19 protein-coding genes and 1 pseudogene are annotated in these 22,345 nt (G+C 72.2%); 11 read left to right on the forward strand and 9 right to left on the reverse strand.

Going from position 1 to position 22,345, the window contains the following annotated elements; all coding sequences use genetic code 11:
• Window positions 1-92 precede the first annotated feature (92 nt).
• Window positions 93-1,547 carry an FAD-dependent monooxygenase gene (locus BN2279_RS12265; RefSeq protein ID WP_079032103.1) on the reverse strand — a complete coding sequence of 485 codons (1,455 nt, stop codon included), beginning with the start codon at window positions 1,545-1,547 and terminating at the stop codon, window positions 93-95.
• 64 nt (window positions 1,548-1,611) lie between these two features.
• Here BN2279_RS12265 and BN2279_RS12270 point away from each other — a divergent pair, with 64 nt between their 5' ends.
• From BN2279_RS12270 to BN2279_RS12285, 4 genes and pseudogenes are all read left to right on the forward strand, one after another.
• Window positions 1,612-2,211 carry a TetR/AcrR family transcriptional regulator gene (locus BN2279_RS12270; RefSeq protein ID WP_059008836.1) on the forward strand — a complete coding sequence of 200 codons (600 nt, stop codon included), beginning with the start codon at window positions 1,612-1,614 and terminating at the stop codon, window positions 2,209-2,211.
• Window positions 2,212-2,642: 431 nt separating this feature from the next.
• Window positions 2,643-3,419: pseudogene (locus BN2279_RS12275) on the forward strand (SAM-dependent methyltransferase).
• 76 nt (window positions 3,420-3,495) lie between these two features.
• On the forward strand, window positions 3,496-4,323 hold the full coding sequence (locus BN2279_RS12280; RefSeq protein WP_059008838.1) for a M55 family metallopeptidase: 828 nt from the start codon (window positions 3,496-3,498) through the stop codon (window positions 4,321-4,323).
• A 165-nt stretch (window positions 4,324-4,488) separates the two neighbouring features.
• The gene (locus tag BN2279_RS12285; RefSeq protein ID WP_159037203.1) at window positions 4,489-5,199 is read left to right on the forward strand and encodes a hypothetical protein; all 711 of its coding nucleotides are present in this window, start codon (window positions 4,489-4,491) and stop codon (window positions 5,197-5,199) included.
• A 47-nt stretch (window positions 5,200-5,246) separates the two neighbouring features.
• Here BN2279_RS12285 and BN2279_RS12290 read toward each other — a convergent pair whose 3' ends face one another.
• The gene (locus BN2279_RS12290) at window positions 5,247-5,450 is read right to left on the reverse strand and encodes a hypothetical protein (RefSeq protein ID WP_059008843.1); all 204 of its coding nucleotides are present in this window, start codon (window positions 5,448-5,450) and stop codon (window positions 5,247-5,249) included.
• Between the two features lie 41 nt (window positions 5,451-5,491).
• On the opposite strand from BN2279_RS12290, the gene BN2279_RS12295 reads away from it, so the two are divergent.
• Together BN2279_RS12295 and BN2279_RS12300 are read left to right on the forward strand one after the other, a co-directional pair.
• The gene (locus BN2279_RS12295) at window positions 5,492-6,130 is read left to right on the forward strand and encodes a hypothetical protein (RefSeq protein ID WP_159037204.1); all 639 of its coding nucleotides are present in this window, start codon (window positions 5,492-5,494) and stop codon (window positions 6,128-6,130) included.
• Window positions 6,131-6,551: 421 nt separating this feature from the next.
• Window positions 6,552-7,316, forward strand: coding sequence for an LppU/SCO3897 family protein (locus BN2279_RS12300; RefSeq protein WP_059008846.1), 765 nt, complete (start codon window positions 6,552-6,554; stop codon window positions 7,314-7,316).
• 281 nt (window positions 7,317-7,597) lie between these two features.
• Here the strand turns inward: BN2279_RS12300 and BN2279_RS12305 are convergent, their stop codons facing one another.
• The 4 genes from BN2279_RS12305 to BN2279_RS12320 all read right to left on the reverse strand — a co-directional run bounded on the left by BN2279_RS12305 (window position 7,598) and on the right by BN2279_RS12320 (window position 12,036).
• Window positions 7,598-9,025, reverse strand: coding sequence for an aldehyde dehydrogenase family protein (locus BN2279_RS12305; RefSeq protein ID WP_234347797.1), 1,428 nt, complete (start codon window positions 9,023-9,025; stop codon window positions 7,598-7,600).
• Window positions 9,026-9,030: 5 nt separating this feature from the next.
• The gene (locus BN2279_RS12310; RefSeq protein ID WP_059008850.1) at window positions 9,031-10,188 is read right to left on the reverse strand and encodes an NAD(P)-dependent alcohol dehydrogenase; all 1,158 of its coding nucleotides are present in this window, start codon (window positions 10,186-10,188) and stop codon (window positions 9,031-9,033) included.
• 83 nt (window positions 10,189-10,271) lie between these two features.
• Window positions 10,272-11,444 (reverse strand): acyl-CoA dehydrogenase family protein, encoded by a 1,173-nt coding sequence (locus tag BN2279_RS12315; protein WP_059008852.1) that lies wholly within the window; start codon window positions 11,442-11,444, stop codon window positions 10,272-10,274.
• 61 nt (window positions 11,445-11,505) lie between these two features.
• On the reverse strand, window positions 11,506-12,036 hold the full coding sequence (locus BN2279_RS12320) for a flavin reductase family protein (RefSeq protein ID WP_234347799.1): 531 nt from the start codon (window positions 12,034-12,036) through the stop codon (window positions 11,506-11,508).
• A gap of 121 nt (window positions 12,037-12,157) precedes the next feature.
• On the opposite strand from BN2279_RS12320, the gene BN2279_RS12325 reads away from it, so the two are divergent.
• Together BN2279_RS12325 and BN2279_RS12330 are read left to right on the forward strand one after the other, a co-directional pair.
• Window positions 12,158-12,949: a FadR/GntR family transcriptional regulator gene (locus BN2279_RS12325; RefSeq protein WP_234347801.1), complete on the forward strand. Its 792-nt coding sequence runs from the start codon at window positions 12,158-12,160 to the stop codon at window positions 12,947-12,949.
• A 177-nt stretch (window positions 12,950-13,126) separates the two neighbouring features.
• Window positions 13,127-15,202, forward strand: coding sequence for a phosphocholine-specific phospholipase C (locus tag BN2279_RS12330; RefSeq protein ID WP_059008855.1), 2,076 nt, complete (start codon window positions 13,127-13,129; stop codon window positions 15,200-15,202).
• Window positions 15,203-15,318: 116 nt separating this feature from the next.
• Here the strand turns inward: BN2279_RS12330 and BN2279_RS12335 are convergent, their stop codons facing one another.
• The gene (locus BN2279_RS12335) at window positions 15,319-16,302 is read right to left on the reverse strand and encodes a BtrH N-terminal domain-containing protein (RefSeq protein WP_059008857.1); all 984 of its coding nucleotides are present in this window, start codon (window positions 16,300-16,302) and stop codon (window positions 15,319-15,321) included.
• A gap of 153 nt (window positions 16,303-16,455) precedes the next feature.
• Here BN2279_RS12335 and BN2279_RS12340 point away from each other — a divergent pair, with 153 nt between their 5' ends.
• On the forward strand, window positions 16,456-16,776 hold the full coding sequence (locus tag BN2279_RS12340) for a hypothetical protein (protein ID WP_059008858.1): 321 nt from the start codon (window positions 16,456-16,458) through the stop codon (window positions 16,774-16,776).
• A gap of 132 nt (window positions 16,777-16,908) precedes the next feature.
• On the forward strand, window positions 16,909-17,673 hold the full coding sequence (locus BN2279_RS12345) for a PRC and DUF2382 domain-containing protein (RefSeq protein WP_059008861.1): 765 nt from the start codon (window positions 16,909-16,911) through the stop codon (window positions 17,671-17,673).
• A gap of 116 nt (window positions 17,674-17,789) precedes the next feature.
• Here BN2279_RS12345 and BN2279_RS12350 read toward each other — a convergent pair whose 3' ends face one another.
• Together BN2279_RS12350 and BN2279_RS12355 are read right to left on the reverse strand one after the other, a co-directional pair.
• The gene (locus tag BN2279_RS12350) at window positions 17,790-18,764 is read right to left on the reverse strand and encodes an alpha/beta hydrolase (protein WP_059008863.1); all 975 of its coding nucleotides are present in this window, start codon (window positions 18,762-18,764) and stop codon (window positions 17,790-17,792) included.
• A gap of 17 nt (window positions 18,765-18,781) precedes the next feature.
• Complete coding sequence (locus BN2279_RS12355) at window positions 18,782-20,566, reverse strand: glycoside hydrolase family 3 protein (RefSeq protein WP_059008865.1); 1,785 nt, start codon at window positions 20,564-20,566, stop codon at window positions 18,782-18,784.
• Between the two features lie 251 nt (window positions 20,567-20,817).
• Here BN2279_RS12355 and BN2279_RS12360 point away from each other — a divergent pair, with 251 nt between their 5' ends.
• Window positions 20,818-22,308: an MFS transporter gene (locus tag BN2279_RS12360; RefSeq protein WP_159037205.1), complete on the forward strand. Its 1,491-nt coding sequence runs from the start codon at window positions 20,818-20,820 to the stop codon at window positions 22,306-22,308.
• Window positions 22,309-22,345 lie beyond the last annotated feature (37 nt).

The following is a 22,345-nucleotide window of genomic DNA, read 5'->3' on the forward strand; positions in this document are numbered from 1 at the left end:
GACGCGGAGGGTGAAGCCGGGATCGGCGTGGCCGAGGTACTGGCTGAGCGTCGTCGTCTTTCACCTCTTGGGTGAAGTGACTGAGTTCCCGCTCAGCTTGCCGTCACGGTGGCCAGGTATGCGGTGACGGCGGCTGCGTTCTGGGTGCGCAGTCCGATGTGTCCGTCCGGGCGGACCAGGATGAGTTCGCCGCCGTGAGCCTGATACGCCGACCGTGCCGTGGCGTGCGGGTCGAGCAGGTCGGAGCCGATCGAGTAGGCATGGACCCCGGCGAGGTCGGGCAGTGGGCCGACGCCGAAGTGGTAGAGCGTCCAGTCGCCGCCGCGCTGCAGCTCGAACAGGCGCGCCGGGCGCCCGTCGGGCCAGGAGCAGAGCGCGTCGGGGCTGCGGTCGCCCGGGTGCGGGCCGGCGCCGTCCCAGGGCGGGCTGAGCGGGCCGCCACGGTAGGTGATCCCAAGGCCGGACATCGCACCGAGGTCGGAGTCCTCGAACCGCGCGAAGCGCGTCAGCAGCTCCTTGGAAAGGCCCAGCACGGCTGCGGCCATCGGCAGCCGTTCTTGCTCGTAGGTGTCCAGCAGCGGCTCGGGCGCGCCGTTGAGGACCGAGGCCAGTTTCCACCCGAGGTTGATCCCGTCGTGGATGCCGGTGTTCATGCCCTGGGCGCCCGCGGGTGCGTGGACGTGGGCGGCGTCTCCGGCGAGCAGGACGCGCCCGATGCGGTAGCGGTCGACCATCCGCTCGTTGTAGCGCCAGCGCGAGGTCCACAGGGCTTCGCGGAGCGTGACGACTCCGCGGCCGTAGGCGTCGTCGACGAGAGCCTGGCAGGTGGCGAGTGTCGGCTCGATGTCGCCGTCGCTCTCGTCGATCTCGGCGTGGAGCACGAACGAATCTGTCGCGGGCAGCGGCACCAGCGACAGGCGCTGACCACCGGATCGGCGACGGGCGTGCCACCAGTCACGGTCAACGCCGTCGAGGCGGAAGTCCCCGAGCAGCATCTGCCGTTCTTCGCGGGTCACCCCGAGGAACGACACGCCCGCGAGCTTGCGGACGGTGCTGGACCCGCCGTCCGCGCCGACCAGCCATCCGGCGCGCAAGCGCTCGCCTGAGGAGAGTTCGACGGTGACCTCGTCGTCGCCGGGCCGCATGCCGGCCAGGCTCGTGCCGAACTCGACCCTGACGCCGTACCCCGCGAGCAGGTCACGCAGGGTTTCCTCCAGTCGCCACTGCGGCAGAACCACCGGGCGGGCGAACGGTGTGGTCGGTGTCGGCTCGACACCCTTGGTCATGTCGTGCTCGTGCACGCTGCCGTCGGGGTCTACGTACCGGATGACCAGGCGGGACCGTCCGGCGGCGAGCAAGCGCCCTGCCACACCGAAGCCGTCCAGGAGTTCGAGCATGCGCGGCTGGACGCCCTTGCCCCGACTCCCGAGCTGCGGTCCGGGTTGAGCGTCGACGATGCGCACCTTCACCCCCTTTCGGGCCAAGGTCGCAGCGGTGATCAGGCCGGTCGGGCCGGCTCCCGCGATGAGAACTTCGGTGGCTGTCATGCGCGAACTGTAACGCTAACAGGTTAGGAATTCATAACAAGGTAGGCTTTGCTACCCTGGTCCGATGGATCCGAAGGTGGGGCGCCGGGAGCGCAAGAAGGCGGCGACGCGGAACCACATCGCGGAGGTCGCGCTGCGCCTCTTCGTGGAACACGGCTATGACGAGGTGGGCATGCGCGACGTGGCACGGGAAGCGGACGTCGCCGTGACCACCGTGTTCTCACACTTCGCCTCGAAGGAGGCACTGGTCTTCGACCAGGACGAACACCACGAAGAACGCCTGGTCGGCGCCGTAGCGAACCGGAGCCCCGATCAGTCACTGCTCGACGCGCTGCGCGCCGAAGCGCTCAACGCCGCCCGATGGTTCTCCACACCGAAATCCGTCTCGTTCTGGACCCTCGTCGAGAGCTCGGCCGCGCTGCGCGGCTACGCCTCCCACATGCGGGCGCGGCACGAGCTGGCCCTCGTCTCCGCCATCACGTCAGACCCCGAGGCACCCACGTCCACCACCGCCTGTCGTGCGCTCGCCCGCTTCACCCTGGACGCCTACTCCCTGGCCCGGGACGCCGAAAACCCGCTGGCCGCAGTGGAGGAAATCTTCGATCTCATCGAGCCCGGCTTCGCGCCCGCAGCGGGCCGACAGTCAGCGAAGCCACCGCGGTAGCAGTAGCAGGAGCGGCTCTTCCTCACGCCCGGGCTGCGACTTCGATACACGGCCTAGCCGGGCACGGGCCATGGGCTGCCCGAAAGTCCGCTGAGCCTCGCCGCGGTCGTCCTGGTCGCCCGTGAACGTGGGGAGCCGAGCGAGAACGGGTCGCGCTTGTCATGTCGGCGGACGTCGAACACCGCATCGCGGGCCGGCCGCCGGCGCGGCGTCGGCCTTCGTCACTGCCTTCGCGGCCTGCCCCTCGTGCGGGACGTGGCGGCGCTCCGGCCGCGCGTGGCTGTCCGCTCCACGTGCCCTCTGGCAGGCCGCGACTCTGCGCACGTATTCTGCGCACCGCAGATTACTGACGGTTCGGGTGCGCTCAACGCTCCGGCGTTGCCAGGAGAGTGGCGGCACATCACCAGCAAGGCCGACAGGGGAGACGCGAGATGCCCGAGTTCGACACATCGGTCCCGCACTCGGCGCGGATCTGGAACTACTGGCTCGGCGGCCGGGACAACTTCCCGGCCGACCAGGCGGCTGGTGACGCCTACCGGGAGCGGTTCCCGGACATCGACGAGTGCGCCCGCGTCTCGCGGCACTTTCTCAACCGCGCCGTGCGCTACCTCGCCGGCGACGCCGGCGTCCGGCAGTTCCTCGACGTCGGCACCGGCCTGCCGACCGTCGACAACACCCACGAAGTCGCCCAGCGCGCCGACCCCCAGGCCCGCATCGTCTACGTCGACAACGACCCCATGGTCCTGGCCCACGCCCACGCCCTGCTCAACAGCAGCCCGCAGGGCCGGACCGACTACATCGACGCCGACCTGCGCGAGCCCGAAACGATCCTGCGCGCCGCCGCCCGGACCCTGGACTTCGCCCGGCCGGTCGCGCTGATCCTGTCCGACGTCATGGGACACATCCCCGACCTGGACCAGGCGTACGACATCGTCCGCCGCCTGACCGGCGGACTGCCCCCCGGCAGCTACCGGATGCTCAGCCACGGCGTGCGCGGTGAGGCCCACCTGAACGCGGCCCAGGACGAGTACAACGACTCGGGGGCCGTTCCCTACATCCTGCGCACCCCGGAATAGATCGCCGGCTTCTTCCACGGCCTGGAACTGATCGAGCCCGGACTGGTGCCCATGCCGGACTGGCGACCCGACGCCCCCGCACTCACCGAGCCCCCCAGCGGCGTCGGCATGGGCGCCGTCGCCCGCATCTGACCGGCACGGGGATCGCGGTGCCGCGCGGGGGCATGTCGTTCGGTGCCGAGGGCCGGGTGCGTTAGCTTCCCGGGATATGAAGGTGCTGATTTCTGTCGACATGGAGGGCATCTCGGGGATCGTGCACCCCACCGAGACGAATCCGGATCACTATGACTACGAGCGTGGTCGGGCCCTGATGACGGCCGAGGCGAACGCTGCCATCGCCGGTGTTCTGGATGCCGAACCCGAGGCCACGGTGTGGGTTGCCGACGCGCATGGACCGTTCCGTAACCTGCTGCCGGAGCAGCTTGATCGACGGGTGCACCTGGTTCGTGGCAGGCCGCGTCCGCTGGGCATGCTCGGCGGGCTCGACGAACACACCGACGCGGTTCTGTTCGTCGGCTATCACGCTCGTGCCGGTGGCGGCCCGGCCGTGCTGGCGCACACCATGAGCGACGCCATCCTGGACGTTCGCGTGGCCGGACGTTCCCTGGGCGAGATCGGTCTCAACGCCGCCATGGCCGGGCATTGGGGGGTGCCGGTCGTGCTGCTCAGCGGTGACGACGCCGCCTGCGCCGAGTTGGGTGACCTGGTCCCCTCGGCCGTCACCGTCACGGTCAAACAAGCCCTCGGGCAGGCCGCCGCCGTCGCCCCGCACCCCGAAAAGGCCCGGGAGCGGCTGCGCCAGGCGGTCACCGACGCCATCACGCGGCGCGCGGCGGTTCCGCCGCTGGCCCTCGCCGGACCGCTCGACGTCGAAGTCGACCTGTACGGCCCGTACATGGTCGACCTGGCGACCCTCGTGCCGGGCGTCTCCCGCGCCGCGGGCGGCCGTACCGTCACCTTCACCGCCGCCGACTTCGCCGACGCCTACCGGCTGGTGACGCTGCTCGTGCAACTCGCCACCATCAAACCCGGGTAGCCAGGCATCACACGGGAAGGGCGCGAGGGCTCATCGTCAGGGGCCGCGGCAGGCTTCCCTGCCCGGCCGCGCCCTGCCTCGCCTCGCTCAGCTCCGCGCGCCGCCGCGCGCCTTGTGCGGGTGGTGGGGTCGTGCCGGCTCGGGTCGGCGGGTTAGCGTGCGGCCGTGGACAATCCCGCCGCGCCCGAGCCGCCTCCTCAGCCGCCGTCCGGGCCGGTGAACTCCGGGGCGCCGAGGGCGGTTCCCGGCCGTGGGCGGCGCCGGGTCCGGGCCGCCGTCGCCGTGGTGGTGCTGCTCCTGGTGGTGTGGTGCGGGGTGCGGGTGTACTCGTGGGTCAAGGGGGAGCCGTTCCCGGTCGCGGACCCGGACCGGACGGCGCGGGCGCTCCAGGACCACTCGCAGGAGATATACCTGGCCCTGGCCCTGCCCGCCGGTCGGACCGAGGTGAGCGGCAACCGGCTGATGGGGCTGGAGTGCGACCCCAGGGACTGGACCATGGGGTTCGAGGCCGACCCGGACCCCGTCCCGGGTGTCGTGCAGGTACAGCACACCTGGGACGTCACCGGGCTGAGCACCGACCAGGCCCGGACCGCGATCTCGCAGGCCGTCGACGCCCTGGTCGCCGACGGGTGGCACCTGGAAACACGGCGCGACGAGCCGGGCTACTTCCTCACCGTGCTCCTCACCCGGGACGACCACACCTCCGCGCTGGAGTGGGTCCACCGCGATCAGGTCCTGGAAGTGGTGACGACGGCGCCGTGCGGCCGGGCCCCGGAGGAATCGCGCTGGTATCCGCTCCTGAACGGGGAATGGTCCGGTTCGGACCGGGACGCGGACGTCACCTGGGAACCGGACAGCCCGCGCCCCCCGGACTGACAACCGACCGCGTCGCGTCACGTCACGGTTGCGGCGCGCTGGTCGAGTCAGGGTGCCGTTCGCCGGAGGCCGAGGAACTTCGCCGAGCCGCAACGGGGTTCGGCGCCCCGGACCACCGGCACGGCGACCAGGGCGCCGACGGCCTGCGAGATCGCGGTCCGGGCCTGGTCGGTGCTCAGCCCGGTGACGTCCCAGGTGTGCTGTACCTGCACGACACCCGGGACGGGGTCCGGGTCGGCCTCGAACCCCATGGTCCAGTCCCGGTGGGGCCCCTTGATGTCACCGAGAGGTCATGAGTAACGCACCCAGGACAGCGGTCGACGCATGGCGTGGCGAAGTCAGCCACCAGCAGGCCGCCGCCGAGATCAGGAGAGCCGGGTACGAACCGTTGGAGGACTACCCCGGCCGGACCGGTGACCCCTGGCGCATCCGCTGCACAGCCCCCGAATGCGGGCAGGAACGCCGGGTCCTGCTCAGCCACGTCCGGCTGGGGCTGCGCCGTTGCGGCCACCGCAAGCCTGTCCGCCCCCCGGTGGACCATACGGCCGCGGCCGGGGAACCGCGGGCGGCCGGACTCGAACCGCTGGAGGACTACCCCGGCCGTGCCGACATCCCGTGGCGCATCCGTTGCACCGTGCCCGGCTGCCCGGCCGGGGATCTGCACGTCGCGCTGGAACGCGTCCGGGCCGGCCAACGCTGCCGCCACCGCAAACAGCCTCCCCGCACTCCCGAGGAGGCCGCACAGGAGATGCGCGCGGCGGGCTACCTGCCGCAACAGCCCTACCCGGGCACCATGGTCGCGCCCTGGGCCTCCCGCTGCGCGACGTGCGACCGGCCCCGCTTCACCTCGCTCAGCGCGGTACGCCGGGGCGCCCGCTGCGCCCACCGGGTGCCATCGCAGTGCGGCCCTGGTCCACGGACCGGGGGATAAGCACCCAGCGATGAGGTCGATGGAGCCGTGAACACGCAGCGGCCCCACGTACGCGTCCTTCCGGTCCGCACGGACCAGGACCGCTCGCCGACCCAGCTCGGCCGCAGCGGGTATGCCGTCGAACCGGGCAGACGGTCCGCGGCGGCGGTCCACGCCGTCGATGCCAGGGCAAGAACGGTCATTCCCATTCGGGAAGTCGGCCGCGAAAGTCTTGGCGTCGCCCACCTCGTCGGGCGGAAGAGAGCCTTCCCCTGTGACTCTCATTGCGCCTCGCGGCGGCAACTGCCTAATTTGGTCACGGACTTATGAGCGGCCGAGGCGAGCGCAGCGGCAGTGACGGGGGATGGTCATGGGGAGCGGCAAAGGGTTTCCAGATCCGAGGATGGTGGCTTGGCTGGGGTTGGCAGGAGCAGCGATTACGGTGCTGACGTTCTTCGGCATCAGTAACTTCGAGGAGCTTCAGCAGGCGCTTGACGAGGACGCAGGAGCCTCCCAGACCACGGGTTCTGTCACAGGCGGCGCCGGCGGCGCCGACGACATCGAGGACGGCGACGCATACGGCAGTGGCGCGGACGGCGGCGCCGGTGATGACGGCTCCTCAGGCAGCGCCTACGGCGGCGACGACATCGACATCGACACCGACGCGGACAGCGGCAGCGGCGATACCGGAGCGCCGCCCAGCCCGACTCCCGAACCCGATCCGACACTCGACGCCTTCCAGGCGGTCAGTGCTGGTGATTGCCTCCACAACTGGATGGTCTCCAGCGACCGGTGGGCCAGCGAAGTCCCCAACACCGTCTCCTGCTCCGCGGACGGCGCCGCCGTGTACGTGACCGGGGTCTCGGACAGCACGGGTTCGTGTCCGGTCGACGCCGGCCGGTCGTATCTCTCCTACCAAGGCGAGGAGGAGACCGCGGTGCTCTGCGTAACCCGGCTGTTCGAGGCCGGTCAGTGTTTCCTCGGCAGCCCCGACAACAGCGCCAATCTCATGAGCTGGGTGGACTGCGAAGCGACCAGCGTTCCGCAACCCTACGACCGGATCTACAACATCACCGGCTACTACAACTCCTCCTACGGAACCAGCACCGCCGTGTGCCGCCGCGCCGCCGACGACACGACCACGTACATCAACTGGGTCGTCGACCAAGGCGCGGCCGTCCTGTGCGCAGTTGTGCACCGGAGCTGAGGACGGCAGGAGGTAGCCGGTGCCGATCACTTCAGTGGGGGCGGCCGGCAGTGAGGGTTGCGCGGGTCGCGGCGGGTGATTCCGATGAACGGGCGCCGACCGGTCGCGCGGTTCCGGGTCGCCGGTGACATCGCGCATCGCTCACCGTGGCAAGGGCGTCACCGTTGATGACCGGGGTCGGGTGTGTTGCGCGCGCCCCGGCCGGCCGTTGCCGGGGCGCGCGCCGATGTGGGCCCGGGGGGTTCCCCGTCCGGGCCGTCCGGTCGGGGGGGGGTGTCGGGTCAGGTCACATCGTGTACCAGGTGCTTGATCTCCTGGAACTCCGCCAGCGCGTGGGGCCCGTTGAGGCGTCCGACGCCGCTCTGCTTGAAGCCGCCCTCTTCCATCTGGTCCCGGATGACGCCCCACCCGTTGATCCACACGGTTCCCGCGTCGATCTCGCGGGCGACTCGCAGCGGACGGTCCACGTCGCGCGTCCAGACCGACGCCGCCAGGCCGTATTCGGTCGCGTTGGCGCGGGCAACGGCCTCGGCCTCGTCGGCGAACACCTCGAAGGTGGCGACGGGGCCGAAGACCTCATGCTGGACCAGCGGCGCCGTCACGTCCGCGACTTCGACGAGACTGGGGCGCAGAAGGGCGTCCCCGCCATCCGGATTGACCAGTCCACCGCATACGAGGACCGTGCCGTACGACTGGGCGTCGGCGACCAACGCGTCGATGCGCAGGGCCTGTTCCCGGTCGATGACCGGTCCCATGCCTGTCTTCGGATCGTCCCCCGGGCCGACGACCACGCCGTGCAGCGCGGACGTCATCCGTTCCCTGAGCCGGTCCGCGATGCCCTCCTGGGCGAGGACGCGGCTGCCGGCCATGCAGAACTGCCCGGCGAACGTGGTGACCGCCGCCGTGAGGACCGGTACCGCCGCGTCGAGGTCGGCGTCGTCGAAGACGATCATCGGCGACTTCCCGCCCAGCTCCAGCGAGCAGGGCTTGAGGTGGCGGGCGGCGTCGGCCATGATCCGCCGCCCGACGGCGGTGGAACCGGTGTAGCTGATCACGTCCGTGCCGGGGTCGGACACCAGGAGCGGAGCGCCCTCGTTGCCCGACTCGGTGAAGGCGTTCAGTACGCCGGGCGGCAGCGACGGTGTCTCCGCGATGATCTCGTAGAGAAGCCCGTTGGTGAGCGCGGTCTGGGCCGGCATCTTCATGGCCACGGTGCAGCCCGCCGCGAGCGCGGGAGCGAAGGAGCGCACGGCCAGGATCACCGGGGAGTTCCACGGCACGATCACCGCCGCGACCCCCAAGGGCTGATGCAGCGTCATCGAATAGGAGCCGGGGCGGAGTTCGGCCGCCCGGCCCGTGTCCGTGAGGGCGAGGGCGGCGTTGTAGCGCAGCTTGGGGATGGTGGAGTCCACCTCCATGGCGGCGTCGGCCGGCTTCTTGCCGTTCTCCCGGGAGAGCAGCGCCACGAGCTCGTCGCGGCGTCGCTGCATCCGGTCCGCCATCTCGTGCAGCGCGCGTGCCCTCAGCTCTCGGTCGCGCGCCCAGTCGGTGGTCGCGAAGGCGTGGCGTGCCGCATCGATCGCCGCTCGGGCGGTCACCGCGCCCGCGTCGGCGAAGGTGCCGATGACCTGACCGGTCGCGGGGTCGTGCGACTCGCCGATCGCGTGGCCGTCGACCCACCGGCCGCCGATGAGATTGCGTGCGTGCATAGGGCTCATGAGTGCGCGTCCTGCCGCGGGTTCTGGGTGTCCTGTGCGCCGCCGAAGCGGATCACGGGCTTGACGGTGCGGCCGGAACGGGCGTCGGCCACGGCCCGGTCGAGTTCGTGCGGTGCGTAGAACCGCACGAACCTCTCGTACGGGAGCCGCCCTTGGCGCGCGAGGCGGACCAGCGCCGGGATGAAGGTGACGCGGTCGCTGCTGCCCTCGGCGACGCCACGGATCGTGCGCCCGTCGATGAGCGAGTTGATGTCGAAGGAGGCGCGGCTGCCCGCTGCCGGCGCGCCGATCACCGCGACGGTTCCGTACGTCGTGATCGCGGTCGCGGCCAGCTCCAGGAGGGCAGGCACTCCGGTCGTCTCGACCACGTACGTGACCCCGGCACCCCCGGATATCCCGGAGAGGCGTTCGCCCAGATTCTCGCCGCGGGTGTCGATGGTGTGGGTCGCGCCCAGCTCGGTCGCCAGGGCGAGACGCGAGGGGACGACATCGGCGACGACGATGTCCCCGGCGCCGCTCAGCCGCGCGGCCATCACGGCGGACAGCCCGACGGCCCCGGCGCCGAACACCGCCACCGAGTCCCCGGGGCGGGGCCGCAGCACGTTCAGGACGGCGCCGACACCGGTCTGGATCCCGCAGCCGACCGGCGCCAGCAGGGCCAGCTCGTCGTCGTCGGCGGCGTCGACACGTACCGCGCACTGCGCGGACACGAGCGCGTGCCGTCCCAGGGACGACTGGCCGAAGAAGAGACCGCCGAGCGGCTCCCCGCCCTCGGTGGCGATGGGGGTGGAGCCGTCCCCGCGGCCGGCACCGAAGTTGCGGGGAAAGTACGTGCCGCACCGGGTCGGTGCTCCGGTGCGGCAATGGGCGCACTGACCACAGGAGTTGAAGGTGAGGACGACCTTGTCACCAGGGGAGAGCCCGACGACGTCGCGACCGACGGACTCGACGACGCCGGCTCCTTCGTGGCCGAGCACGGCGGGCAGTGGGGTGGGCAGGCGGCCGGCGAGAACGGAGAGATCCGTGTGGCACAGGCCGGTGGCGACGAGCCGCACCAGGATCTCGTCGGGGCGCGGGTCGTCGAGCAGGACGCGTTCCCAGTGGAACGTGTCCTGTCCGGCGCGCGCGACGGCCGCCGTTGTCGGTGTGGGCACGGAGTTCCTTCTCTCTGGGGGATGTCGGTACGGGGACGGGGGCTGTCCGCGCGGGCGCGGGGGCGCCGCGATGGCCGGGCGGGTCAGACGAGCGGGGTGATCCTCTCGTCGACTCCGAGCAGGGCCTTGCCGTAGACCTCGAAGGCGACGCTCGGCGCGGCGACCGCGTGGCGGCCCGCGGTGTTGGCGTCGCGCCAGATCCGCTGGAGCGGATTGACCTCGGCGAACGACGCCGCGCCGTGCACGGTGACGAGGGTGTCGATCGCCTCGAGGGTGTTCTTGATGACCCAGCCGGTGTCGGCGCGGACACGGGCCCGCCGGGTGAAGTCGGGGTAGACGCCGTCGCGGGCGGCCCCATCGATGTCCGCGGCGGCGCGCTCGGCGTGCAGCCGGGCGGTGTCGAGCTTCATCGCCGCCTCGGCGATCTGCATCTGCACGGCGACGGACTCGGCCTGGGTCGCGTAGAAGGTGTACGAGATCGGCTTGCGGTTGGCCTTTTCGGTGACGTACTTCAACGCGGCGCGACCCAGACCGAGTTGTGGTCCCGCCAGCACCAGGGCGAGCACCGGGACGAGCGCCGAGCGGGCCATGGTCTCGTCCTTGTGCTCGGTGGGGTACGTGCCCTCGATGGCGGCCGGCACGGACATGACGCGGTGCCCGGGAACGAAGACGTCCTCGGCGATCAGGCAGTTGCTGGCGGTGCCCTTCATGCCCGCCACGAACCAGGTCTCCTCAAGGGACAGGTCCGCACGAGGGACGAGGACCAGCCCCTGGTCGACGACATCGCCCCCGGCGTCGGTGAGGGGCACGCCGAGCACGGCCCAGTCGGAGTGCGGCGACCCGGAGTTGTAGTACCAGCGCCCCGAAACCCGCCAGCCTCCCTCGGCCTTCGTGGCCGTGGACGTCGGGGAGAGCACGCCGGTCACGCGGGCCTCGGGGTTGGCGCCGAACACATCGTCCTGCGCGGTGGAGGGGAAGAGACTCGTGAGCCAGTTGCACACGTTGACCAGGGTGACCACCCAGGAGGTGGAGCCGTCGCCCTCCGCCAGCGCGGACGACACGTCGAGCATCGTGCGCATGGACGTCTGGTGACCGCCGTACCGTCGCGGGGTGGCGAGCTTGAACAGTCCGGCTTCGGCGATCGCGTCGATCACCGTGTCCGGCACCCGGCGCTCGTTCTCCGTGGTCGCCGCGTGCTCGCGCAGCAGCGGCTGCAGGGCCTCGGCACGAGCGACGAGCTCGTCATGGGTCGTCATCGTGGTGCGTTCCTTCTGTTCGGCCGTCGGGCGGCGATCCTGGGGTGGGTGAGAGGCCGGGTCAGCGTGCGCAGGCGGCCACCTGGTCGCCGATGGTCCGGGACGGGCGGCGCGCGTAGGCCGAGTGCGTTCCGAACGTGCGGAACCCGTAGACGAGCGGTGGGGCGAGGGTGGCCCGGCCATGGGCCACCGTGCCGAGGAGCAGCAGGTGGTCGCCGCCCTCCACGACGTCGGCCACGTCGCACACCAGCCATCCGGGGGCGGCGCCGAGGCGGGGCAGACCGTGATCGAAGTGCCAGTCGGTTCCCGTGAACCGGTCGGCTCCGCGCCGCGCGAAGAGCACGGCGAGATCGTCCTGTCCCCGGCCGAGGACGTTGACCCCGAAGCGCCGGGTCGCGGTGATGCGGGACAGAACCGCCGAACCGCGGTCGAGGGCCACGGTGATCATCGGAGGGCGCAGCGACAGTGACGCGAAGGAGCTGACCGTCGCGCCGAACGGCAGGTGCTCCGCCGTGGCCGTGACGATCGTGACCGGGGCGCAGACTCCGGCCATGAGATCGCGGAACGCCTGCTCGCCAAGGACCGGGGCCACAGGATCTCCATTCGTCATGATGATTATGGGGATGCTGCACCGGGGTTTTCCGGGCTGTCAAGAGGTGCGAAGCTATTCATCATGATGAATCCGGGACGTGTGGCGGGGAGGCGGAGGGACCGTGGCGGTGTGGGGCGAGGACGCGTGGCGCGCGACGCGGGACATGGCCGGCGACAGGAACGCCGATCCCCCCGCGTTGCGGCGCGCGGAGTGGGGGCGGACAGGAGGCGGCTCACGGGCGGAGGAGGCGGCCGACGTGGTGGCCCGCCTCGCGGCCGGTGTCGAGCCGGGCACCCGCCTGGGCACCAAGGACGAACTCCGGGCCCACTGCGGGGTGTCGGTCGGCACGTTCAACGAGTCGCTCCGGCTGCTGCTGACCCGGGGCGTCGTCACGGTGCACCGCGGGCCGCGGGGTGGGCTGTTCGCCGCCGAGCAGAGCCCCATGGCGAGACTCGCGCAGACGGTCCTGGCGCTGGACGGTGGCCAGGCGGACGTGAACGACGCGCTGCGGATCCGCAGCGCGCTGGAACCCCTGCTGTGGCAGGACGCGTTGCGGCACGGCTCCCCGGCCGACGTGGAGAACCTTCGCGACGTCCTGGCGCGCATGAGGGAGGCCGCGCGGGACGGCGACGCCGACGCGTTCGCGCGAGCCGGCCGGCACCTGCACGGAAGAGTCGCCGGCATCACCCCGAACGCGCTGCTCGGCTCGCTCTACGAGAGCCTGCTCCGGCTCGTCGAACGGCACGCGCCCGGAGTGCGGCCACGCGCCGGGATCTCGCTCGGACAGCACCTCGATGATCGCTACGCGTTGCACGTGGCGCTCGTCGATGCCCTGGACGAGCGGGACCGGGCCGGCCTCGTGCGGCTTGCCGTGCGGCACGACACGACGGGAAGTGTGAACGCGGAGGGGTAGGCGAGGACGGGTACGGCGTTCGTGGGCCGCGTCGGGACGGACCCGGGACTCGCGGCGGCGGCCGGCGCCGGCCGCCGCGGAGCAACGTTCACTGATCGTTCGTGAGCGGCACCCCGGCGGGTCTCGTTCCGGGACTAGCTTCCTGGTCCGCACCATTCAGGCACACAGGAGACTCACATGACCCCGGACATTTCCCGAAGAGGACTGATCGGCGGCGCCGCCGCCGCGGCCGTCGCGGGATCGCTGCTTCCCCCGTCGCTCCAGACGGCCCTGGCCTCCGAGCCGCCGGCCGGCGGCCTGGACGCCATCCGGCATGTCGTGATCCTCGTGCAGGAGAACCGGTCGTTCGACAACTACTTCGGAACCCTGCGCGGGGTCCGCGGCTTCGGCGACCGCAACGCCATCGAACTGCCCACCGGCCGCCCGGTGTTCGAGCAGCCGGCCATCGGCCGCACCGTGCTGCCCTTCCCGGTCCGGGAGGCGGCCGAGGCGCAGCGCCGGGACCTGCAGTACATCGGCGACCTCGACCACAGTTGGAACGGCGGCGCCGCGGCCTGGCGCGACGGCTGGATGGACAACTGGGTGGCCGCCAAGTCCCCCGCGACCATGGCCTACTACGACCGCCGGGACCTGCCGCTGCACTACGAACTGGCGGACACCTTCACTGTCTGCGACGCCTACCACTCCTCCGTCCACACCTCCACCAGCCCCAACCGCAACCACCTGGTCAGCGGCTGGACCGGCTTCGAGGCCGACGGCCGGCGCGCCGTCACCAACGACGCCTACGCCGAGGGCACTCACCCCGGCTACCCGTGGACCACCTACGCCGAGCGCCTGGAGCGTGCGGGCCGCAGTTGGAAGACGTTCCAGGAGTGGGAGAACTTCACCGACAACAACCTCGAATTCTTCGCGTCCTTCAAGGCCGTGGCCCGCAAGGCCCTCGCCCGCGCCGGGGACTTCACCTACATGGAGGCGTTCTACGCCCGGGTGCGCGACGCGGACCCGGCCGAGCGGCAGCGACTGCTCGGCCTCCTCGACGAGGGCGTCGCCCCCCTCACCGACGCGGAGCGCAGCCTCTTCGAACGGGCCCTGCGCCGTGGCGAAACCGGCCGCCTGGCCGCCGACTTCCGCGCGGACGTCGCCGCCGGACGGCTGCCCGAGGTGTCGTGGATCGTGCCCTCGGCCGTCGACTCCGAGCATCCGGGCGCCTCTTCGCCGATCGCCAGCGCTCACCTGGTCTACGACCTCCTCGACGCCCTGGCCTCCCACCCCGACGTCTGGCGGCGCACCGCCTTCTTCCTCACCTACGACGAGAACGACGGCTTCTTCGACCACGTTCCGCCGCCCGTCCCGGCCCCCGACGGCCCCGGCGGCGCGGACGAGATCTGGGAAGGCCGGCCGGTCGGCCTCGGAATCCGCGTCCCGATGCTGGTCATCTCGCCGTGGTCGGTGGGCGGTTACGTCTGCTCCGAGGTCTTCGACCACACCTCCGTCGTGCGCTTCATGGAGCGCTGGCTGGGCATCGCGGAGCCGAACATCACCGACTGGCGGCGCCAGGCCGTCGGCGACCTCACCTCCGCCTTCGACTTCCACCGCGCCCGCCGCGCCCCCGAGGTGGAACAGCCGGGGCCCGTCCCGCCCTTCACCGGCCGCTGGCGTCCCGAGCCGCCGGCCGAGCAGGAGATGCCGGCGCAGGAGCCCGGCACGCGCCCGGCGCGCCCGCTGCCGTACCAGCCCGACGCCCACGGCCGCCTGGACGGCGACACGCTCCGGCTCTCGCTCGCCAACGCGGGCAGCTCCAGCGTGCACTTCGCGCTCTACCCCTACGCCGGCGAGTTCGCCGTCCCCCAGCACCGGGACGTACGCCGCACCGGCACGTGGGAGGTGCCGGTGCGCGGCGGTGCCTACCGCTTCCCCGTCACCGGCCCCAACGGCTTCCGCCGTGAGTTCGCCGGTACCGCCGCCGACCGCGCCGAGGTCACCTCCCGCGTGGACGGGCGCACCCGCGAGATCCGCCTCGCCCTGGTCAACACCGGCAGGACCGGCACCCTCACCTTCACCGTCCGCCCACTGGCCTACACCGGCCGCCCGCGGGAGATCGAGGTCCGCCCGGGCGGCAGCGCGACGTTCACCCACCACACCGCCGACGCCCACGGCTGGTACGACCTGGAGGTGACCGCCACCGGATCCGGCTCGTTCCGCCGCCGTCTGATGGGCCACATCGAGAACGGCCGCCCGAGCGTCTCGGGCTGACCACCGCCGGGCGGGCGGCCGGTGTGTCCCGGCCGCCCGCCGCGGCACGGGCCGCTCGCGGCCCTTCCTCGTGCCGAGAGCGCCGCGACCGCTGCTGCGACGCGGAGCACGGGCCCTCAGAGCATGCTGAGCGCCCGCATCGCGTCGTGTTCGACGCGGTGCAGGTCGTGGAGGAGGGAGCCGGCCCGCGTGAGGGGTTCCGGGTCGCCGGTTTCGCCCGCTGTCGTGATGAGTTCGGCCACCTGGGTCCAGAGGACGGCGGCCTCGGCGTACAGGCGGTGGCCGGTGCGCAGGTGGCCGCTGTCGATCAGTCGGGCGGACTCGGCGAGGAAGTCCCGGTAGAGGTTGCGGAACAGGGCGCCGCCGGTGCCGGCCTTCTCCATGAGGGCGGCGGCCCGTGGCAGGTCCTCCCGCGGATCGGCGGCGCGTCGCAGCCACTTCGGCACCTGCTGGGCGGTCTTCTCGATGCCCCGGTGGCCCAGGTTCACGATGGGCGGGTTCAGGAAGGCGTCGGCGCACGCCTTGATCGCGGGGATGATCCGGTCCCGTGGTGACGGCGGGCCGCTGGGCGCCGTGAGGGTGAAGGAGCGGTGCCTGGCGGTCATGGGGCCGCGCTCGGCCCTGGCCCTGGCCAGGGCGGCGAGGCTGGTCGTGACGGCTCCGCCCTGCGGGGCGGTGTCCACGAGGTAGGCGTGCTGGTCGTCGTAGCCGTACATGGCCACGACGTGTCCGCCGAAGTGCGCCTTGGTGCCGAAGTAGTCCAGGTGGTAGCTGTCGAGCTGGAGGCCGACCGGCCGGCCGGCGTCGAGGGGCGCCGCCACGTTCTGCCATGCCTTGCGCGGGGAGGTGGTCTCCTCGACCCGCAGTTCGAGCCCGAGCGCGGCGGCCAGGTTCCTGGTGAGCTCGAACGGCTTGACCCGGCCTCCGAGGAAGGGGAAGCCCATGTTCTTGCTGTCCCAGTAGATGAAGGACAGTCCGGAGCCGAGCCCGAACAGCATGGGCTCGGACAGGTCGAGTCCCTCGTGCCGCAGCAGCACACCCAGCGCCGTCGTCTCGCAGTGCCGCGTATCGCGGACATCGATGTCCTTCACCATGGCCATGCCACTCATTCTCCGCCCTCACCGGGACGGCCCGCCGGTACGGGACCCCCGTCCGGTGGCCCGCGCGCAGCCCGTTGTGGGGGGCGAGGGCGCCGCCGTAGGGTCGGCGGCATGTCTTTGCGTCTTCGTATGCGTCAAGCACTGCCGGAGGCGATGCGCGCCGGTGACAAGGCCGCGGTGAGCGCCCTGCGCGCGACACTCGCCGCGCTGGACAACGCCGAGGCGGTGCCCGTGGACGAGGCCGGGCTTCGCGGCGTGGCCCTTGAGCACGCGCCGGTCGGTGTCGGTGCCACCGAAGTGGCGCGGCGCGAGGTGAGTGAGCGCGGGGTGGAGGACATCGTGCGCGCCGAGGCCGCCGAGCGGCTGGAGGTCGCGGCGCGGCTGACCGCGCCCGCGCACGCCGGCCGGGCCGCGCGGCTGCGCGCCGAGGCCGCCGTGCTGCTGCGCTTCCTCGACGGCCCCGGCACCGAGTAGCCGGGCTGCCCGCGCCGGTCCGGCCGGTGGTGGGGCGAGATTTCCGGTTTTGTGCTGTTTCGTCTTCCTGGGGGACTGGTTACCCGCACCGCGAGCCCGCAAGGCAGGACCACAGGACAAGGAGACAGCACCATGATCACCAGGGAGCAGATACCCACCGTGATGAACCATCCCGTCCACGGCGCGGGTGGCAGCAAGATCGGCAAGGCCGAGCACGTCTTCATCGACGACGTGACCGGAAGGCCCGAATGGGTCGGCGTGAAGACCGCCATGTTCGGCGGCGGCGACACGCTCGTGCCCATCCGGGACGCGACCGTGGTCGGGGACCACCTGGAGGTTCCCTACCCCAAGGACAAGATCAAGGACGCGCCGCAGGTGGACGTCGATTCCACCGGCCACCTCTCCGAGCAGGGCGAGCACCGCCTGTACGACTACTACGGCATCGACCGGAGCGCGTCCGGGCAGCGTGCCGGCAGGCCGGCCCCCGGTCCCGCTCCGGCGGCCCGGAACACCGACGACGCCATGACGCGCTCCGAGGAGCACCTGCGCGTGGGCACCGAGCGCCGCGCCTCCGGCCGCGCCAGGCTGCACAAGTACGTGGTCACCGAGGAGGAGCAGCAGACCATCCCGCTCCGCCACGAAGAGGCACGTGTCGTGCGCGAGCCCGTCACCGAGGCCAACCGGGGCCCGGCCGAGGCCGGACCCGAGATCTCCGAGGCCGAGCACGAACTGACCCTGCACGCCGAGCGCCCGGTCGTGGAGACCAGGGCCGAGCCCGTGGAACGGGTCCGCCTGACCACGGAGGAGCGCACGGAGCAGCAGACCGTCAAGGGCAAGGCGCGCAAGGAGCGCATCGAGGCCGACATCGAGGAGGAGGGCAAGGGCCGCCGGGCCTGATCAGCCCCCGCTCCCACCGCACGGTCCCACCGGCGGGCGCGCCCGCGCCCCCCGGGGCCGGCGGGGGGCACCCCCGCACCCCCGCCCCGCCGCACCACTGCGCCGCCGCACCCGGGTCACCGCTTCGCGGCCGGTCCGCTCCGGGCGTCGCCGACGACGGTGGCGATCACGTCGAGCGCCGCGTCGACGGGGGGCAGGCCCGCGCCGTGGTGGAGGAAGCCGTGCAGGACTCCGGGAACGGTGAGCTGCCGCACGTCGACACCGGCCAGGGCCAGGGCGGCGGTGAAGGATTCGCCGGAGGGGCGGAGGTCGTCGTACTCGGCGTTGAGGACCAGGGTCGGGCAGAGACCGGCCAGGGCCGCGTGCCCCGGCATCGCGTAGCCGTCCGCGCCGCTCGGCGGGCCGCCGAGGTAGTTGACGACGCACCCCTCGATGTCCTCCGGGGTGAAACGCGCGATGGGTGGCGCCTGTGTCATCAGTCGGATCAACGCCGGCGAGGCCGGAGGGAGGTCGGCGTGGAGCAGCGGGTAGGCCACCACCAGACGCGCCGGCAGCCAGGCGTCCTCGTCGCGCAGCCGCAGCGCGGCCCCGGCCGCGAGGTTCGCTCCCGCGCTGGCCCCGCCCAGGGCGGTCGCCGCCGGATCGGTGCCCAGCCCGGCGGCCCGGTCCCGCGCCCAGCGCACGGCCGCCACGACATCGTCGAGCGGCACCGGGTAGCTGACCTCTCCGACGGCCAGCCGGTAGTCGACGCTGACCACCACGGCGCCCGCCCGGGTGACGATCTCACGGGCGACCCAGTCGGCCTCCGCGATGTCGAGGTCGCCCGCGACGAAGCCGCCGCCGTGCAGCCAGACGAGACACGGCCGCCCGGTGCCGTGCTCCTCGGGTTCGTACACGCGCACCGGCACCGGCCCGTGCGGGCCCGGCGCGTACTCCATCCGGCTCGGGACGGCGGGCGGCTCGACGACGGAGGTCGCGCGGTGGTAGGCCAGGACCCGGCCGAGGATCTCCGGGTCGTGTTCGGCGTCCGCGAACGAGCGCACCCCGTCCAGGAGGTGCAGGTTCTCGGTGAGCAGGGGGTGGAGGGGCATGTCGGACGGCTCCTTTGTCAGGGAAGGGCGGGCAGCCGCAGCCCGGCGGCATGGGGGAACGCCGGGTTCCGGGCGTCGAAGGGGACGTCCTCCCGCTGGCGGCGGACGTCGTCCATGGACGCGGGCAGCTCGAACGGCAACCGGCCACCGGCCGGGGCGCGGCCGAAGAGGACGTCGAGCACGGCGCGGTCCCCGGCGCCGAAGTCCCCGACGAGGGCGGCGACCCGGTCGGTGAAGGGGCTGACGATGGCCGGGCGGTCCAGGAACACGACCAGGACGACGAGCAGGCGCTCCGCGAGGCGCAGGATCCGGTCCCGCTCCTCGCCGGGGAACTCCAGGGACCCGGCGTGGAAGAACGTTTCGAAGCCCTCGGTGCGCGGCTCGAAGGGCGCGCCGACGCGCAGCAGGGCGACGTCGGCGTCGTCCGGGTCCCCGGTCACGTCGGCGTAGGCGGCGGCGACCTCGGTGTCGACGCCCTCGACGTAGAGCCGGCAGCCGTTCCGGAGCGGGACGACGGGCCCGTCGGCGCGCGGGCCGGGGCCGTTGGTGAGGACGACGAGCGAGCGCCGCTGGGCGTCCACGCCGGCGGCGACCGCCGCCGGTGAGCCGACCAGGTCGTCGACGGCGTCGACATCGACCGTGCGCCGTTCGAACAGGCCGAGCCGGAACTTCTCGGCCAGGATCCGGCGGACGGAGTCGTCGAGGCGCTCCTCGGTGATCCGGCCGGCGCGGACGAGTTCCACGACGAGTTCGGGCGCGTACTCGCCGCCGAGCTGGTCGCAGCCGGCGTTCAGGATGCGCTCGACCCGGGCGAGCCGGTCCAGGTGCTCGACGCCCCAGGCCCGGGCCGGCATGGGGCTGCCCAGGATGGTGCCGTCGGTGACCAGTCCCCAGTCGGTGCAGACGATGCCGTCGAAGCCGAGCTTGCCGCGCAGCAGCCCGGTGATGATGTCGTGGTTGAAGCCGAAGCCGACCTCCTCGACGTCGTCGAGGCCGACCGGCATGCCGTAGTAGGGCATGATCTGCGTGGCTCCGGCGGCTATCGCCCGGGCGAACGGTTCGAGGTGCAGGTCGAACCGGCCGCCCGGGTAGACCTGTTCCCGGCCGTAGGGGAAGTGGGCGTCCTCGCCGTCCTTCTGCGGCCCCGCGCCGGGGAAGTGCTTGACCATCGCCGCGACCGACGTCGGGCCGGGCCTGAGCCCTCCGAGCCCTTCCAGGTAGGCGACGGTGAGTCTGCCGGCCAACTCGGCGTCGGCGCCGAACGTTCCGGCCGCGCGGGCCCAGCGGGGGTCGCTGGCCAGGTCGGCCATCGGGCCCAGCAGCACCCGGATGCCCACCGAGGTGAACTCGCGCCGCACGACATCGGCGTGCGCGCGGACGAGGTCCACGTCGCGGGCGGCGGCCAGCCCGAGCGGCTCGGGCCACTGGGAGAACCGCCCGGCGGCGGCGCTGGTGGCCGGGTTGTCGACGAAGCCGTGCCGGGGGTCGGAGGAGAGGGTGACCGGGATGCCCAGCCGCGTCTCGCGGGCCAGTTCCTGAAGGGTGTTGTGCCAGACCGCGATGTCGCGCGGCGTGGCTTCGCCGACCACGTTGAAGTGGGAGATCCGCTGGTCGGTGATCTGTTCGGCGATCCGCTCGACCGGCAGTCCGGCCCCCTGGCCGGGCCCGACGAGCCCGCCGCCGGGGCCGACCGCGGCCAGGCTGTGGAAGAGCAGGCCGGCCTTCTCCTCCAGGGTCATGCGGGGGAGCAGGTCTCCCACCCGCGCGGGCACGGGCAGGGCGGGGTCCTCGTAGGGGTGCACGTTCGGTCTCCCGGTGGCAGGCGAGGCGGCTCAATGCTGAACGGCTGTTTCAGATTAGGGCGCCGAACGTAACCGGTCCGGCGCCGGTTGTCCAGCGCTTCGGCGTCCCCATGGTGAGTGATGAGCCGATTCGGATGTGGTTCTGGACACACCGGGACCGCGCGGCTACCGTCTCCAGCCAATCCCGAACGGCCGTTCAGCATTGGCCTTCGGCTGGACCGGACGGCGACGTCCTGACACTGGAGTCAGCGATGACCACTTCCTCCCTTCCCGACCCCGCCCCGGCCGCCGCTCCACCGCGCACGCCGGAGGCACGACCGGCCGGGTCGGTGGGCACGGCCCGGTTCGCCGTGATCCTGCTGGCCCTGATCTGGCCCGCGCAGCTCCTCACCGCGGCGGGCGTGGCCACCGGGATGACGACGGCGGGCATCACCCAGGCGTTCGCCACGACGCGGGTGGCCTGGTTCGCCCTCGCCTACACGCTGGTCGCGACCCTGCTGATCCCCGTGGCGGCCCGGCTCGGGGATGTCTACGGCAAGAAGCGGGTCATGCTCGTGGGCGCCACCATAGGTCTGGTCGGCGACCTGCTGGTGGTCCTGGCCCCGTCGTTCTCCCTGGTGATCGCGGGCCGGGCGCTGGCCGGCTTCTACGGCCCGATCGGCGCCCTGGTGTACTCCGCGGCACGCGACGTCTTCCCGCCCCGGCACGTGGGGATGGCCAGCAGCCTCATCGGCAGCAGCGTCGGCCTCGTCACCCTGTTCGCCCCCCTGGTCTCCGGGCAGCTCCTGGACCACTTCGGCTTCCGCGGCCCGCTGTGGTTCGTCGTCTTCGGGACCGTGGTGGCCATCGGGCTGCTGTTGCTGCTGCCGGAGACGCCGCGCCGGGCCTCGACGGCGCGCTTCGACCTGCCGGGTTCGGTGCTGCTGGGGCTGGCCACGGCCGCGCTGGTCTGCGGCGTCAGCCAGGGCGAGGAATGGGGCTGGACCGGCGCCCGCGTCCTGGGCCTGTTCGCGTTGACGACCGTCGCCGCCGTCGCGTTCGTCCTCGTCGAACGCCGCCGGCCCGAGCCGTTGATCGACATCCGGTGGGCGCGGCGCCGCGGCGTCGCCACCGTGCTCACCGCGACCGCGCTCCTCCAGGGGACGGTCTACTCGATCGCGCTGCTCGTGACGCTGCTGACCCTGTCCCCGCCCATCCCGGGGGTCTCGGCGGGCCTCGGCTGGACCGGTACGAAGACCGCCCTGGTCATCGCGGCCGGCCAGGTGCTGGTGTTCCTCGGCGGCTTCCTCGTGGGCCGGATGAGCACGCGGTGGGACCCCCGCCGTCCGTGGCTGGCCGGCTCGGCCGTCACCGTGCTCGGCCTGGTCTCCTACGCGTATCTCCATGGCAACGAGTGGGAGGTCGCCTTCTCCGCGATCGTGTTCGGCGTCGGCGTCGGGCTCGTCGCGGGCAGCGTGCCGTTGCTGATCCTGGGCACGGTGAGCCATGAGGAGCAGGGGATGGCCAACGGCACGCAGATTCTGCTCGTCGGGGTGGTCAACGCGGTGACCACGGCGGTGTTCTTCGTGGTGCTGGCCGCCTCCGGTGTCGTGGCCGAGGGCACGCTGTTCTACAGCGACGAGGGCTACCGCGACGCCTACCTGCTGGCCGCCGCCATCGTGGCCGCCTCCCTGCTCATCTCCTGCGCCATCCCCAGGGTGCTGAGAACCCACGAGATCCGCTCGGGCGGAGTGCCGATCTGACGTTCCCCGCCCCCCGCCGGCCCGCCCGGCCCGTCCG

It is taken from the genome of Streptomyces specialis (assembly GCF_001493375.1).
Taxonomy (GTDB): domain Bacteria; phylum Actinomycetota; class Actinomycetes; order Streptomycetales; family Streptomycetaceae; genus Streptomyces; species Streptomyces specialis.

Bases quoted from the DNA above. Each gene is read 5' to 3' on its own strand.
- BN2279_RS12360 (WP_159037205.1), top strand. From the start codon at position 20,818: ATGACCACTTCCTCCCTTCCCGACCCCGCCCCGGCCGCCGCTCCACCG.
- BN2279_RS12335 (WP_059008857.1), bottom strand. From the start codon at position 16,302: ATGGCCATGGTGAAGGACATCGATGTCCGCGATACGCGGCACTGCGAG.
- BN2279_RS12295 (WP_159037204.1), top strand. From the start codon at position 5,492: ATGAGTAACGCACCCAGGACAGCGGTCGACGCATGGCGTGGCGAAGTC.
- BN2279_RS12350 (WP_059008863.1), bottom strand. From the start codon at position 18,764: ATGCCCCTCCACCCCCTGCTCACCGAGAACCTGCACCTCCTGGACGGG.
- BN2279_RS12280 (WP_059008838.1), top strand. From the start codon at position 3,496: ATGAAGGTGCTGATTTCTGTCGACATGGAGGGCATCTCGGGGATCGTG.
- BN2279_RS12305 (WP_234347797.1), bottom strand. From the start codon at position 9,025: ATGCACGCACGCAATCTCATCGGCGGCCGGTGGGTCGACGGCCACGCG.
- BN2279_RS12265 (WP_079032103.1), bottom strand. From the start codon at position 1,547: ATGACAGCCACCGAAGTTCTCATCGCGGGAGCCGGCCCGACCGGCCTG.
- BN2279_RS12315 (WP_059008852.1), bottom strand. From the start codon at position 11,444: ATGACGACCCATGACGAGCTCGTCGCTCGTGCCGAGGCCCTGCAGCCG.
- BN2279_RS12330 (WP_059008855.1), top strand. From the start codon at position 13,127: ATGACCCCGGACATTTCCCGAAGAGGACTGATCGGCGGCGCCGCCGCC.
- BN2279_RS12345 (WP_059008861.1), top strand. From the start codon at position 16,909: ATGATCACCAGGGAGCAGATACCCACCGTGATGAACCATCCCGTCCAC.
- BN2279_RS12290 (WP_059008843.1), bottom strand. From the start codon at position 5,450: ATGGGGTTCGAGGCCGACCCGGACCCCGTCCCGGGTGTCGTGCAGGTA.
- BN2279_RS12340 (WP_059008858.1), top strand. From the start codon at position 16,456: ATGCGCGCCGGTGACAAGGCCGCGGTGAGCGCCCTGCGCGCGACACTC.
- BN2279_RS12270 (WP_059008836.1), top strand. From the start codon at position 1,612: ATGGATCCGAAGGTGGGGCGCCGGGAGCGCAAGAAGGCGGCGACGCGG.